The organism is Tepidibacter thalassicus DSM 15285 (assembly GCF_900129915.1).
In the GTDB taxonomy this organism is placed as follows: Bacteria; Bacillota; Clostridia; order Peptostreptococcales; family Peptostreptococcaceae; genus Tepidibacter; species Tepidibacter thalassicus.
In genome coordinates, this window is record NZ_FQXH01000007.1 from 79,700 (window position 1) to 94,791 (window position 15,092).

Consider the following 15,092-nt stretch of genomic DNA (forward strand, 5'->3'; position numbering starts at 1 on the left):
TAATTTTTTAAATTATAAAAACTTATCGTTATGTAAAAAATAATACTTAAAAAGAAATAATATAGGAGCTGATAAAATGTTAACTATTATAACTAAAAATATATTATTGTTTACAGTAGGTATAATAATAATGAGAATTATGGGTAAATCAGCTATTACTCAACTTACACCATATGATTTAATGGCTATAGTAATTATTGGAACAATTATTTCTGAACCTTTAATTAACTCTAAAATAAAACCAACTGTCATTTCATTAATATCATTAACATTATTTTATATTATTTATTCAAAACTATCATTAAATCAATTATTTAATAAATTTTTACTAGGTGAGCCAACAATTTTGATAAAACAAGGGAAAATAGATGAAAAAAATCTTAAAAAAGAACACATTTCATTAATACAATTAATATCTATACTTAGAACCAATGGCTATCCAAAATTAGATGATGTTGAATACGCAATTTTAGAACCAACAGGTGAAATAAGTATAATACCAAAATCTTCTGTTAGAAATGTTTCTATTTCCGATTTAAACATTCCTGTTGAACCCGAAAAATTACCTATAGCAGTTATAATAGATGGAAAAGTACAAAAGAAAAATTTAAAATTAATACATAAAGATGAAAAATGGCTTAATAATAAACTTAAAGAAGAAAATGTTAATTTAAAAGATGTTATTTATGCTTATTCAGTGGAAGAAAGAGAAGAAGTTTATTTTGATGTTAAAAATAAAAAATAAAGCTGATATATTAAACAGCTTTATTTTTTATATATTTCTTAATATTAATTTGATTTTATACAAACTCTAAAATATCTTTATAATTTCTCAAGCCATTTTTGAGCAAAATCAACAGCTTCTCTTTGTTTAAAAAGTCTTGTCTTACTTTTTCCTATATAATTAATTATTACTTCATGTTTTTTTTCAAAATCTTTTCCTATTTCTTCAAATACATCTGTATTAAATTCTATATCATTATATTCCTTCCAAACTCTGTGTTCATTTTCAATAATTGGAGCTCCCGCTTTAAAAGGCTTTTGATTAGGTATTCTATATTCTGATAAGTGAAATGACGTATTACTGCCATAACCTACTCCTAATAATAAAACCCAACCATCTAAATCATATATTCTTTGCAGTGGAGAATTCTTTCCTAAAGCATTATCTAAAGAATGATTATTCACTATATATTCTGAATTTTTTCCCCATGAAGTAAAAGATAATGTTGGATGTGCACTTCTTATAACATTTGGAAATTTACGAAATGTCTCTGCAATAATTCCCATACCATTAGTAGGTGTTATGTCTGGTTCATAAGCTGGCATAGTATCTTTTATAGTTTGCCACCATTCTCTTGGTACTGATGGATTTTCCCAATAACATGGATCTGAATAATCTCCACTATGAGCTGGCATAACAATAGTTCCTAATGGAGTAATAATATCCATTAAAGCTTGTATTACAGCAACAGCTCCTCCACATACCCAACCTATGGAACTCAATGATGAATGAACAATTACTGTCATTCCTTCTTTTAAACCTATTTTTTCAAAATCTTTTCTAAGACTTTCTCTTGTATTTATTGTCTTTGTTTTTTCAATTATTTCCCTTTCACTCACTTCATTCACCTCCTTCAACAAAGAAAGAATCCCTTTAAATTAAGGATTCTTTTTAGCTTTTATATTATTCTTTCATTGTAATTAATAATTCTCTATCAGATACCATATCTCCTTCTTTCACATATACTTTATCTATTATAGCATTAACTTTAGATACTATTGTTGTTTCCATTTTCATAGCTTCAATTATTACAACTGGCTGATTCTCTTTTACAGAATCTCCTTCTTTTACTAATACTTTAACAACTTTCCCAGGAATACTCGCTCCTACTTCAAATTTATTATCAATATCTGCTTTAATAACTGTTTTAATACTTGAAGCAAAACTTTTATCTTCTATTTCTACCTCTCTTCTCATACCATTTAATTCAAATATTAATGTTCTTTTCCCATCTTCTTTAACATCAAATATTTCTATCAATTTTATTGTAAGAACTTTTCCTGGTTCTATTTCAACTTCACATTCTTCACCTTTATTAAGACCATAGAAAAATACATGACTTTCAAGTTTTGATACATCATTATATTCTTTCAAATGAGATAAATATTCTTTATATACTTTTGGATACAAGCAATAACTTAGTATATTTCTTATATTAGCATTTATTTTAAATTTATCATCAAGCATTTTTTTAATTTCATCAAAATCTACATTTTCTAAGAGCTCTCCTGCCCTTACATTAATAGGTTTTTCACCCTTTAATACAACCTTTTGTAAATCCTCAGGAAATCCTCCTTCAGGTTGACCTATCATACCTTTAAAGTAATCTACTACTGAATCTGGAAATGATAGATTTTTTCCTTTTTTAACTATATTTTCTTTATTAAGTCCATTTTTAGTCATAAATATAGCTAAATCTCCTACAACTTTTGATGAAGGTGTAACTTTTATAATATCTCCTAATATTTCATTAGCTTCTTTATAATTTTCTTTTACTTCTTTAAATTTATTTCCGAGACCTAAACTTTCAACTTGTGGTTTTAAATTAGTATACTGTCCTCCTGGTATTTCGTATTTATATATTTCTGCTGAAGAAGTTTTAAGTTCACTTTCAAATTTATAATATACTTTTCTAAGTTCTTTATAATATTCACTTATATCATATATTCCTTCAAGATTTATTTTTGTATCTCTAGAAGTATTTTTTAAAGCTTCAATTAAACTGTTTAAAGATGGCTGACTTGTAAGTCCTGCCATGGACTCTACTGCAGTATCTACTATATCAACTCCTGCTTCTGATGCCATAAGTAAAGTTGACATTCCATTTCCACTTGTATCATGTGTATGCAGATGAATTGGAATAGATATTTCTTCTTTTAATGCTTTCACAAGCTTATATGCTGCATACGGTTTTAAAAGTCCTGCCATATCCTTTATAGCTATAATATGAACTCCCATTTTTTCAAGTTCTTTTGCCATATTTACATAATACTTAAGTGTATATTTAGTTTTACTAGAATCTAATATATCTCCACTATAACAAATGGTTCCTTCAACAATACTACCTGTATTTAAAGCTTCATATATAGGAAGTCTCATATTTTCTATCCAATTTAAACTGTCAAATATTCTAAATATATCTATTCCTTTATTAGCTGATTCTTTTATAAATTCCTTTAAAACATTATCAGGATAATTTTTATATCCCACTGCATTAGATGCTCTAAGAAGCATTTGAAACATTATATTTGGTATATTTTCTCTAAGTTTTTCAAGTCTTATCCATGGCGATTCCTTTAAAAATCTATAAGCAACATCAAATGTAGCTCCTCCCCACATTTCAAGAGAAAATAAATCGTTCATATAATAACTTACTGCCTTTGATATTTTCAAAAGATCATTAGTCCTAATTCTTGTAGCAAATAAAGATTGATGAGCATCTCTCATTGTCGTATCTGTTATTAATAATTTTTTTTCATTTTTAATATAATCTATAAATTTATCAGCTCCAAGTTCTTTAAACAAATCTCTCGATCCTTTTTTAATAACACCATCATCAATTTTAGGAACCTTAGGTATATCAAAATCTTTTTTTACTTCTTTATTTTCGTTTACTATTACATTTCCTATAAATTGTAAAAGCTTTGTACCCCTATCTTTTCCTTCCTTTATTTTAAATAGTTCTTCTGTTTCATCAACAAATTTTGTATCACACTTACCTTCTAAAAAATCTGGATGATTTAAAACATTAACTAAAAAACCTACATTAGTTTTAACTCCTCTAATTCTAAGCTCTTTTATAGATCTCAATATTTTTCTAACTGCTCCTTTAAAAGTTCTATCCCAAGATATAGTCTTAACTAAAAGACTGTCATAATAAGGTGTTATTCGTGCACCTGTAAATCCATTCCCCCCATCAAGTCTTATACCAAAACCTGAACCAGTTCTATATACATGAATTTTACCAGTATCAGGCATAAATTTATTTTTAGGATCTTCTGTTGTTATTCTACATTGTATTGAATACCCATTTAATTTAATATCATCTTGAGATTTAATATTTATTTCTTCACTATTTAAAGAATAACCTTGAGCTATAAGAATTTGGCTTTGAACTATGTCAATTCCAGTTACCATTTCAGATACTGTGTGTTCAACTTGTATTCTAGGATTCATTTCTATAAAATAATAATTTTCATCTTCATCAACTAAAAATTCAAGAGTACCTGCACTATAATATCCAACATGTTTTGCAAGCTTTAAAGCATCATCACATATTTTTTTTCTAACTTCTTCACTTAAAGAAAATGCCGGTGCATACTCTATTATTTTTTGATGTCTTCTCTGTACTGAACAATCTCTTTCATAAAGATGAACTATATTACCATATTTATCTCCAAGTATTTGAACTTCTATATGTTTTGGTTTTTTTAAATATTTTTCTATAAATATAGATGCTCTTCCAAAAGCTTTTTTAGATTCACTTACTGCTCTTTCAAATTCTACAACTAAATCTTCTTCTTTTTCTATAACTCTCATTCCTCTTCCGCCCCCACCATTAGAGGCTTTAAGCATTATTGGATATCCTATTTCTTTTGCGATTTTTTTAGCTTCATCAGTATTTGAAATAGAACGTTCAACTCCAGGTATAGTAGGAACATTAACTTCTTTTGCAATCTTTTTAGAATTTATTTTATCCCCCATCTTATCCATAACTTCAGGAGAAGGTCCTATAAATTCTATATCATTATCCCTACACATTTTAGCAAATTTAGGATTTTCTGATAAAAAACCATATCCAGGATGAATAGCGTCAACTCCTTTTTTCTTTGCAACATGAATTATTTCTTCCATATCAAGATATGCTTCAATAGGCCCCTTATCTTCTCCTATTAAATAAGATTCATCTGCTTTACTCCTAAAAAGACTATATTTATCTTCTTTTGAATAAATACCAACAGTTCTAATTCCAAGTTCTGAACAAGCTCTAAAAATTCTTATAGCTATTTCTCCTCTATTAGCAACTAATATTTTTCTAAATTTTTTCTCCATTTTATCAACTCCTTCTTTCCAAATTAAATGTTAATTAATAAATATATTATTCCGATTTTATAATTTGTTTAATCTCAATAACACTTAAACAAAAAAGCCTTTCATCCCCTATAAAAGAGATAAAAGACTCAAATTCTCATATCTACTCTTCTCTTTATAGTCTCTCTTTATTAAATTAACTCTTTTTTGTTTTTTCTTTATTAAATTAATTTATTTCATTATATACTTAAATTGATTAATTGTCAATTGAATCATTAAATTTTTGATAAAATTTCCTTTTCTTGATTAAAATTATAATAACATTTTATACGTTATAAAAATCCTCTTTATGGATAAAATACAATAATGAAAATTTAATAATTAGGAGAAATTTATGAAAAAAAACTCTTTTTTAAAAATAATAGTTTTAATTTCCTTACTCCTTCAAATTTATTCTTTACTTATTTTTTTATTTAACAAAAAATATTTAGAATTATTTGGAGTTTTTTTAGTGCTAATTTACAATATATTTATTTTATTATTTAAAAAAATAACAAATACACAAATTAATAAATTTTGTATATTACTTAATTTTCTACTACCTATTTTCCATTCTTTTATAGGTAAAACTCTAAAATTTTACGATAATATTTCGTGGTGGGATAAATTTCTACATTTTTATGGAACTCTAGCTATATCTTTATTATTTATTTCTATTTTTAAAAAATTAAATTTTTTAAAAGACAATTCTAAATTTTTTATATTTATTTTTACATTTATATTAGGTGGTTTCTTAGGACAACTTTTTGAAATTTTAGAACATACTATTGATACATTATCTCATGCACAAAGTCAACATGGATTAAATGATACAATGTTAGACATCACTTTAAACAATTTAGGGGCATTATTTGCCAGTTTCTTGACTTTTAATGAAAATTTATACAAATAAAATTTCCAAATATTAATTTGAAAATTTTTTCACATTTTTCACCTTTACATAATTAGCTCATAAAATAATACAAAAATTATTATTTTAAGTAGGTGAATAATGTGAAACCTAATAAATACAAAAAACTTATTGTTGGAATTAACACTAAAATTCCTATTAGCAATGGAAAATTAGTTAAATATATTAATTTTGACAACGCAGCAACAACTCCACCTTTTGTAGCTGTTTTAAATGAAATTATAAATTTTTCAAAATGGTATTCTTCAATTCACAGAGGTAAAGGTTATAAATCTCAACTTTCTTCTGAAATATACGATAAATCAAAAAAAATAGTTGCAGATTTCGTCAAAGCAGATCTTAAATACAATACTGTCATATATGTAAAAAATACCACAGAAGCAATCAATATGCTTTGTAATGTACTTTCTCAAAATCATGATGAATTTATAGTTTTATCTACATGTATGGAACATCACTCTAATGATTTACCATGGAGAAAAAAATATAAAGTAGATTATGTCAATATCGATAAATTAGGAAGATTAGATCTAAAAGACTTAGAAAATAAACTTATAAAATATAATGGAAACGTAAAACTCGTAACCGTAACTGGTGTATCAAATGTCACAGGATATAAAAATCCTATATACAAAATAGCTTCATTAGCACATAAATACGGTTCAAAAATAGTCGTTGATGGAGCACAATTAATACCTCACGTTGCCATGGATATGAAACCTCAACATTCTAAAGAACACATAGATTACCTTGCTTTTTCTGCACACAAAATGTATGCACCTTTCGGAATTGGTGTCCTTATTGGACCTAAATCTATATTTGAAAAAAAATCTCCAGATTATGTTGGTGGTGGGACAGTAAATATCGTAACACACGATTTTATTGAATGGACTCATCCTCCTGAAAAATATGAAGCTGGTACTCCTAATATAATGGGAGTTATAGCTCTTATAAAAGCTATAAAAACATTAAATAAATTGGGAATGAATAATTTAGAATTACACGAATGGAACTTAACAAAATACACAATAGAAAATCTCAAATTAATACCTGATATCAAATTATATGGAGATTGTAAAAATTACAAAGATAGAACCAGTATTATTCCTTTCAATATAGAAGGTCTATCTCATGAAATAACAGCTCAAATACTTTCTTGCGAAAGAGGAATAGCAGTTAGAAATGGCTGTTTCTGTGCACAACCTTATATTCAACGACTTTTAAACATTTCCAAAGAAGAAATCGAAAAAAGAATTGTAAATCCCAATCTTTCTCATCCCGGAATAGTTCGCATCAGTTTTGGACTATATAATGATTATACTGAAATTGATACCTTAATTGATATATTAAATAAAATAGTAAAAAACAAAGAATATTATAAAAAAAAATATGCACATTAATTAAAGAGGGAAAATCCCTCTTTTATATTTTAAACATATCTAATAATTTTTAATATATTTTAAATAGGTTTTCACTTTTTCTTCCATCTTGTTTTCTCCTGGAATATAATAAACAGAATTTTTAATATTATCAGGAAGATATTGCTGTTTTATATAATTATTTTTATAATTATGAGGATATTTATATTCAATTCCTCTCCCTAATTTATCAGCACCACTATAATGAGAATCTTTAAGATATATAGGTATATCACCAACATCTTTTGACTCTAAATCTTCAAGAGCAAGATCTATAGCTTTATATGCTGAATTTGACTTAGGAGCCGTAGCAAGCACTAATGTAGCTTGTGAAAGTGGTATTCTAGCTTCAGGAAATCCTAATTGCATAGCACTATCAACACAAGATTTTACTATAGTTATAGCATTAGGATAAGCCATTCCAATATCTTCACAGGCTATTACAAGTAATCTTCTACAAATAGATACCAAATCTCCAGCTTTAACAAGTCTTGCAAGATAATGAATAGAAGCGTCAGGATCACTTCCTCTAATAGATTTCTGAAAAGCACTTAAAATATCATAATAATTATCTCCAAATTTATCGTAATTTAAAATCTTTTTTTGAGTACATTCTTTGACAGTATCTACATCTATATATATGCTTTTATTTTCATCTACTTTTGTAGAGTATATAGCTAATTCAATAGCATTAATAGCTTTTCTTAAATCTCCATTACTAACAGTTGCAACATAATCTAAAGCCAACTCATCATATTTTATATTTATATCACTTAAATCAGCTTTAGCTATGTCTATTGCCCTCCTTAATCCTTTAATTATATCATCCTTGTTTAACATTTTAAATTCAATTATTGTCGATCTACTAAGTATCGCTTTATAAATATAACGATAGGGATTCTCTGTCGTACTTGCAATCAATATTATTTTTCCATTTTCCATAAATTCAAGAAGCGATTGTTGCTGTTTTTTATTGAAATTTTGAATTTCATCCAAATATAAAACTACTCCATTTAAAGTCATTAAGCTATCTAAATCTTTTATAATTTCTTTTATATCATCTAAAGATGCATTTGTAGCATTTATCTTATAAAACTTTTTATTTGTAATTTTGGCAATAATATTCGCAACAGTTGTTTTTCCTACTCCAGGCGGACCATAAAATATCATATTAGTTACATGTCCAGAACGTAATATTCTATTTAAAATTTTACCATCTTCTAACAAATGACTTTGTCCTACAACATCTTTTATATCTTTAGGCCTTATCTTATCAGCTAATGGCTTTATCAATATTTATCACCATTCCTTCTTTTATTATTTTTAAAATACTAATTCGAAAAAAGTCCTAATATTATTTTATTGCTAAAAGCAAGTTAAAATAATATTAGGACTTTAAAATAATCTAACTATTTTTTAAGTTTATTTAACTCATCTAATAATTTTTCATTTAATATTTTAATGTGAGTTCCTTTCATTCCTAAAGACCTAGATTCTATAACTCCAGCACTTTCAAATTTTCTCAAAGCATTTACTATTACAGATCTGGTAATCCCCACTCTATCTGCTATTTTACTAGCAACAAGTAACCCTTCTGTTCCATCTAATTCATTAAATATGTGCTCTACAGCTTCAAGTTCTGAATAAGAAAGAGTTCCTATAGCCATTTGAACTACAGCTTTTTTTCTCATTTCTTCTTCCATTTCTTCAGACTTAGCTCTAAGTATTTCAAGACCAACAACCGTAGCACTATACTCTGCTAATACTATATCTTCATCTGTAAACTTATTTTCATATCTAGACAAAATTAAAGTACCAAGTCTTTGTCCACTGCCAATAATAGGAACAAGAGTTGTAAATTTATTATAACTTTCTATATCATACTTAAATATTTCTAAAAACTTATCTCCTGTAATATTTTCTACTGTTTCTCCAACTTTCATTATATTTTGTGTATATTCCTCTGGTAATCTTTGCTCACCAGTTTCTTCATCAACTATTACCGCACTATCTTTAACATCAGTTAAATGTAATCCTAATACCTTTCCTTTTCCATTAATAATATAAGTATTAGTGTTCAAAACCTCACTTAGTATTTCACACAATTCCGGAAATGAAACAGGAGTAGTACCAGATCTTTGTAATATTTTATTTATTTTTCTAGTTTTTTCTAGTAGTTCACTAGCCATATTTATCCTCCTCTTTAAAACCATATATATTTATCCATAAATTAAAATTATTTAGAATTGTTATAATTTTAAATAATATATACAATGCACATTTGAAATATTATCATAGTTTAAGAAATTAATCAACATCAATTTAGCTAATTTTCGACTTTTTTTCAAAATCACATTCCTTATTTGAACATATTATTTTTTGTTCTTTTTTTGTCTCTTTATAAACTAAATATTCTCCACATTTTTCACATTTTTCACCTGTGGGCTTATTCCAAGATACAAAATCACACTCTGGATATTTAGAGCAACCATAAAATACTCTACCTTTTTTACTTTTTCTTATTATTATTTCTCCTTCTTCACATTTAGGGCATTTAATTCCTGTTTTATTAAGAAGAGGCTTTGTGTTTTTACATTCCGGATAGTTCTTACACGCTAAAAATTTCCCAAATCTTCCATATTTAATAACCATATTTGAACCACATTTTTCACAAATTTCATCAGTTTCTTGTTCAATAGATACCTTTTCTATCCTTTCTTTAGCAATTTCTATCGCTTCTTCTAAAGGTTCATAAACTTGTTTAACCACTTCTTTCCAATCCTTTACTCCTTCTTCTACTAAATCTAACATATTTTCCATTTCAGCTGTAAAATCTAAATCTACAAATTTTTGAAAGTTCTCCTCCATTATTTCTGTAACTAACATTCCAAGTTCTGTAGGAACTAAACTATTTCCATTTTTTTCAACATATTCTCTTGCAAGTATAGTAGCAATTGTTGGAGCATAAGTACTAGGTCTGCCTATTCCTAATTCTTCTAATGTTTTAACCAAACTAGCTTCTGTATATCTAGCTGGTGGCTGTGTAAAATGCTGTTTTGGTAATACCTTTTCAACTTTCAATTCTATTCCTTCACTAATTTCTGGAATTAATTTATCTTCTTTACTAGAAAAAGAATATACTTTCAAAAATCCATCAAATTTTAATTTATGTCCTGAAGTTTTAAATATATAATTCCCTATTTTAGCTAAAACATTATAATTTTCATATATTGCATCTTCCATAAGACTCGCTACAAATCTTGACCATATAAGATTGTATAACTTATATTGATCATTATTTAAAGAATCCTTTATGAAATCCGGTGTTCTAAAAACAGAAGTTGGTCTTATAGCTTCATGAGCATCTTGTACTTTTTTGCTTTTAAGCTTTTTATTTTCAAACCCTTTAAAATATTTATCTCCAAAGCTATCCGTTATATATTCTTTTCCTTTACTTATAGCTTCTTCAGAAATTCTTTGAGAATCTGTTCTTATATAAGATATAAGACCTACTGTTCCTTCTCCTTTTATCTCTATACCTTCATATAACTGCTGTGCAATTATCATTGTTTTTTTAGTTGAAAATCCTAATTTATTAGCAGCTTCTTGTTGAAGAATACTAGTCGTAAAAGGTTTAGGAGGCGATTTTTTTCTCTCCTTCACTTCTATTTTTTCTACAATTAAATTTTTATCTTTTATTTCATCTAATATAGCATCTACTTGCTCCTTATTTTTTAAATCAATTTTTTTATTTTCATTTCCATAAAACTTAAATTCAAATTCATCATTAAAAGTTTTACATACTAAATCTATAGACCAATATTCCTCTGGTATAAATTCTTTTATCTCCTTTTCTCTATCACATATTATTTTTGTAGCAACAGATTGCACTCTTCCTGCACTAAGTCCTTTTCTTATTTTTTGCCAAAGAAGAGGACTTATTTTATATCCTAAAAGCCTATCTAAAATTCTTCTTGCCTGTTGAGCATCCACCAATTTTTTATCTATAGTTCTAGGGTTTTTTATTGCTTTTTTTATAGCATCCTTAGTTATTTCATTAAATTCTATTCTACAATTTTGACATTCTTCTAATTTTAAAATGTACGCTAAATGCCAAGATATAGCTTCTCCTTCTCTATCTGGGTCTGTTGCTAAAAATATTTTATCTGCTTTTTTTGCTTCTTTTTTTAATTCATTTATTATAGGTCCTTTTCCTCTAATATTTATATAATAAGGTTCAAAATCATTTTCTATATCTACACCTAATTTACTTTTAGGCAAATCTCTAACATGTCCAACGGATGCTTTAACTATATAGTTTCTCCCTAAAAATTTTCCTATGGTTTTGGCTTTAGCTGGTGATTCAACTATAACTAAATTTTTTGCCATTAAATGCACCCCCAATTCAATATTAACCTAATTGTTTATACTATATATTTTATTTCCTAATTCACTTACTATACCTTTTATTTCTAAAACATTTAAAATACCTAATATATCTTTAATGTTTAATTTTGTATATTTACAAATCAAATCCACATGTAAAGATCCATATTCTTTTAAAATATTTACCATCTTTTGTTCATCTTTAGATAATTCTATATCTTCTTTATCTAAAACATATAAATTTTTTTCATAAAAAATATTATATTCTTCTAATATATCATCAACACAAGTAATCATTTTTGCTCCTTCTTTTATTATTTTATTAGTCCCTTTACTCATTTGAGAATTTATATTTCCAGGTATAGAAAAAACATTTTTCCCATGTTCTAAAGCATAATCCATAGTTATTAAAGCCCCACTTTTTTCTCCGGCTTCAACAATCAAAACTCCATCAGATATTCCACTTATTATTCTATTTCTCATTGGAAAATAAATTGGTCTTGCTGATGTCCCTAAAGGATATTCAGAAATTACAGCTCCACCATCTTCTATTATATCATTCATAAGGTTTATATTTTCTTTTGGATATACCTTATCAATAGAAGAACCTAAAACAGCTATAGTTTTCCCTTTGTTATTTAAACAACCTAAATGACTATAAAAATCTATTCCTAAAGCCATTCCGCTAATTATATTAATCCCTAATGATGATAACTCACTACTAAATTTTTTTGCACACCAAATACCATAAATTGTAGGTTTTCTAGAGCCAACCATGGCTATGCTAAACTCACTTAATATATCTACATTTCCTTTAACAAAAAGTACATATGGTGGATTATATATATTTTTCAATTTTTTTGGATATCTAGGATTATTTATAGTTATATAACTTATATTATTTTTATACATATTTTCTTTTATCATCTCTAAATAAGTTGAACTTCTATAGTTTACTATATTTTCCTTTACTTTTAAACTTATATTTGGAATTTTATATATTTCAGTTTTATCTACCTCATAAAAATTCTCAAATCCATTAAAATAATTTTCTAATTTCTGAATAGTTTTATATCCTATTCCATTTATATGCCACAACAAAAGGTATATATCATCAATTTTCATGAATAGCCACCTCAAATTAATAATTTAATGGATATTATGTACATTTTAACTATCATTATACATTAAATAATATAAAATGCAAAATAAAAAAGATAACTACAAATTAAAATTGTAATAATTTAACTAATTATTATTCAAAAAAATGAAAAGACTATTATTAAACACTATAAAATAAAAAGGATGTGATTTAATGAGTAAAAAACACAATAACAAAAATTTCAACAACAATGTAGAATACGGTGCAGAGTTTACTCCTAATTATACTAAAAATGAAACTTACAACAATACATTTGAAAAATCAAATATAATTGGTTACTTAGCTATTTTATCTTCTATTGTGTCATTATTTACTTCTCCTATAACATTTGGAGTAATTGGAATTGTACTAGGCTTAATTGCAATATATTCTGATGCAAAAAAACTTGGATATTGGGCAATTACAATAGGTGTTATAACTTCTCTTACTAGTTTGTTTTTTAGAATAGCTGTAATTTCATTTATATTTGGATTATTTTAGCAATAAAGGAACTGTCTTGAATCAATTTAAAAGACAGTTCCTTTCTCTCTTATTATCCCCAATAATTAAAATACGCCTTTCTAAAAGATAAAGCTTCTGATATGTGATTTACATTTATTTTTTCTTCTCCTTCTAAATCCGCTATAGTTCTCGCTGTTTTTAAAAGTTTATAATAACTCCTCGAACTAAATTTATATTTTGTAAACACACTTTTAATAAAATTTTTACTTTCTTTATTTAAACAACAATGTTTATCAATATCTTTTGAGTTTATTTCATTATTTGTAAATATATTCTCATTTTTATATCTGTCCATTTGAATTTTTCGTGCTTTTTCTATTCTCTTTTTTACTTGACTCGAATTTTCTACATCTTCATTTTTCTGAAATTCATCATAATTTAAAGATGTAACTTCAACATACAAATCAAATCTGTCAAGTAATGGCCCCGAAATTTTATTTAAGTACCTTTTTACTTCACTAGTTGAACATTTGCATTCTTTAGTTGCATCTCCAAAATAACCACATGGACAAGGATTCATAGAAGCTATTAAAAGAACATTACAAGGATATTTTAAATTTATTTTAACTCTAGATATATTAACATACTTATCTTCTATTGGTTGTCTTAAAGTTTCTAAAATTTTTCTATCAAATTCCAAAAGTTCATCTAAAAATAATACCCCTCTATGAGCAAGTACTACTTCTCCAGGTCTCGCATCATTTCCGCCACCAATAAGCGCAGTTTTTGTTATCGTATGATGCGGAGACCTAAACGGTCTTTTAGTAATAATTCCTATATTCTCATCTATAAGCCCAGTTGCACTATATATCTTACTTACTTCAATAATTTCTTCCTCTGTCATATCTGGGAGTATTGTATTAATTCTCTTGGCAATCATTGTTTTTCCAGATCCTGGCGGACCTATCATTAACAAATTATGATTTCCAGCTGCCGCTATCTCAACTGCTCTTTTGACAAAATAATTTCCTTTTATATCTGAAAAATCTAATTTATATTCATCTTTTAAATCTATTTTTTCTTTTACATATATATTTAATTTCCTTTTATTTGTTAAAAAACCAATTAACTCTATTAAATTTTTAATTCCATACAATTCTATTCCATCTATATACGATGCTTCTTTTATATTTTCTAATGGAAGAAATACTCTCTTAAATTTTCTATTTTTAGCCTCAATAATTATAGGAAGTACTCCTCTTATTTTTTTTAGTTTTCCATCTAATGATAATTCACCCAAAAATAAACTATCTTTAATATATTCTTCATTAAAATCATAGTTTCTATTAAGTATGCCCACAGCCATGGCTAAATCAAAATAAGGTCCTTCCTTTTTTATATCAGCAGGAGATAAATTTATAACTATTCTACAATTCGGAAAATCATATCCACTATTTAAAATAGCAGACTTTATTCTTTCTTTCGATTCTCTTATTGAAGCATCGGGAAGTCCAACTATATTGAATACAGGTATCCCCTTAGATAAATCTATTTCTACATCTACAATAAATCCATCTATTCCTAACAAACAAGCACTTTTAATATTACAAAACATACTGT

General features: G+C 26.5%; 11 protein-coding genes. 4 read left to right on the forward strand and 7 right to left on the reverse strand.

The genetic code is table 11. The features are described from left to right. Positions 1-76 precede the first annotated feature (76 nt). Positions 77-745: a DUF421 domain-containing protein gene (locus tag BUA19_RS03390; RefSeq protein ID WP_072723684.1), complete on the forward strand. Its 669-nt coding sequence runs from the start codon at positions 77-79 to the stop codon at positions 743-745. Positions 746-822: 77 nt separating this feature from the next. On the opposite strand, the gene BUA19_RS03395 is transcribed toward BUA19_RS03390, so the two are convergent. After that, positions 823-1,623, reverse strand: a complete 801-nt coding sequence (locus BUA19_RS03395; RefSeq protein ID WP_072723686.1) for an aminoglycoside N(3)-acetyltransferase — start codon at positions 1,621-1,623, stop codon at positions 823-825. A gap of 64 nt (positions 1,624-1,687) precedes the next feature. Continuing rightward, positions 1,688-5,116 (reverse strand): pyruvate carboxylase, encoded by a 3,429-nt coding sequence (locus BUA19_RS03400; RefSeq protein ID WP_072723688.1) that lies wholly within the window; start codon positions 5,114-5,116, stop codon positions 1,688-1,690. Positions 5,117-5,489: 373 nt separating this feature from the next. On the opposite strand from BUA19_RS03400, the gene BUA19_RS03405 reads away from it, so the two are divergent. Together BUA19_RS03405 and BUA19_RS03410 are read left to right on the forward strand one after the other, a co-directional pair. After that, on the forward strand, positions 5,490-6,047 hold the full coding sequence (locus BUA19_RS03405) for a hypothetical protein (RefSeq protein WP_072723689.1): 558 nt from the start codon (positions 5,490-5,492) through the stop codon (positions 6,045-6,047). A gap of 101 nt (positions 6,048-6,148) precedes the next feature. Continuing rightward, positions 6,149-7,465: an aminotransferase class V-fold PLP-dependent enzyme gene (locus tag BUA19_RS03410; RefSeq protein WP_330388987.1), complete on the forward strand. Its 1,317-nt coding sequence runs from the start codon at positions 6,149-6,151 to the stop codon at positions 7,463-7,465. 39 nt (positions 7,466-7,504) lie between these two features. Here the strand turns inward: BUA19_RS03410 and BUA19_RS03415 are convergent, their stop codons facing one another. The 4 genes from BUA19_RS03415 to dprA all read right to left on the reverse strand — a co-directional run bounded on the left by BUA19_RS03415 (position 7,505) and on the right by dprA (position 12,994). Next, positions 7,505-8,776 carry a replication-associated recombination protein A gene (locus BUA19_RS03415; protein ID WP_330388988.1) on the reverse strand — a complete coding sequence of 424 codons (1,272 nt, stop codon included), beginning with the start codon at positions 8,774-8,776 and terminating at the stop codon, positions 7,505-7,507. A gap of 116 nt (positions 8,777-8,892) precedes the next feature. Continuing rightward, positions 8,893-9,672, reverse strand: a complete 780-nt coding sequence (gene codY, locus BUA19_RS03420) for a GTP-sensing pleiotropic transcriptional regulator CodY (RefSeq protein WP_072723693.1) — start codon at positions 9,670-9,672, stop codon at positions 8,893-8,895. Positions 9,673-9,805: 133 nt separating this feature from the next. Continuing rightward, a complete protein-coding gene (gene topA / locus BUA19_RS03425) occupies positions 9,806-11,872 on the reverse strand; it encodes a type I DNA topoisomerase (protein ID WP_072723695.1) in 2,067 nt (688 codons plus the stop codon). Positions 11,873-11,899: 27 nt separating this feature from the next. Further along, positions 11,900-12,994, reverse strand: a complete 1,095-nt coding sequence (gene dprA, locus BUA19_RS03430; protein WP_072723697.1) for a DNA-processing protein DprA — start codon at positions 12,992-12,994, stop codon at positions 11,900-11,902. Between the two features lie 190 nt (positions 12,995-13,184). Between dprA and BUA19_RS03435 the strand changes: the two genes are divergently transcribed. After that, the gene (locus BUA19_RS03435) at positions 13,185-13,511 is read left to right on the forward strand and encodes a hypothetical protein (protein WP_072723700.1); all 327 of its coding nucleotides are present in this window, start codon (positions 13,185-13,187) and stop codon (positions 13,509-13,511) included. A gap of 52 nt (positions 13,512-13,563) precedes the next feature. Here BUA19_RS03435 and BUA19_RS03440 read toward each other — a convergent pair whose 3' ends face one another. Then, complete coding sequence (locus tag BUA19_RS03440) at positions 13,564-15,087, reverse strand: YifB family Mg chelatase-like AAA ATPase (RefSeq protein WP_072723702.1); 1,524 nt, start codon at positions 15,085-15,087, stop codon at positions 13,564-13,566. Positions 15,088-15,092: the final 5 nt, after the last annotated feature.

What these genes read in the sequence shown, in the direction of transcription:
- BUA19_RS03400 (WP_072723688.1), bottom strand. Translation starts at nt 5,116, where the DNA reads ATGGAGAAAAAATTTAGAAAAATATTAGTTGCTAATAGAGGAGAAATA.
- BUA19_RS03440 (WP_072723702.1), bottom strand. Translation starts at nt 15,087, where the DNA reads ATGTTTTGTAATATTAAAAGTGCTTGTTTGTTAGGAATAGATGGATTT.
- BUA19_RS03405 (WP_072723689.1), top strand. Translation starts at nt 5,490, where the DNA reads ATGAAAAAAAACTCTTTTTTAAAAATAATAGTTTTAATTTCCTTACTC.
- BUA19_RS03435 (WP_072723700.1), top strand. Translation starts at nt 13,185, where the DNA reads ATGAGTAAAAAACACAATAACAAAAATTTCAACAACAATGTAGAATAC.
- codY (WP_072723693.1), bottom strand. Translation starts at nt 9,672, where the DNA reads ATGGCTAGTGAACTACTAGAAAAAACTAGAAAAATAAATAAAATATTA.
- topA (WP_072723695.1), bottom strand. Translation starts at nt 11,872, where the DNA reads ATGGCAAAAAATTTAGTTATAGTTGAATCACCAGCTAAAGCCAAAACC.
- BUA19_RS03390 (WP_072723684.1), top strand. Translation starts at nt 77, where the DNA reads ATGTTAACTATTATAACTAAAAATATATTATTGTTTACAGTAGGTATA.
- dprA (WP_072723697.1), bottom strand. Translation starts at nt 12,994, where the DNA reads ATGAAAATTGATGATATATACCTTTTGTTGTGGCATATAAATGGAATA.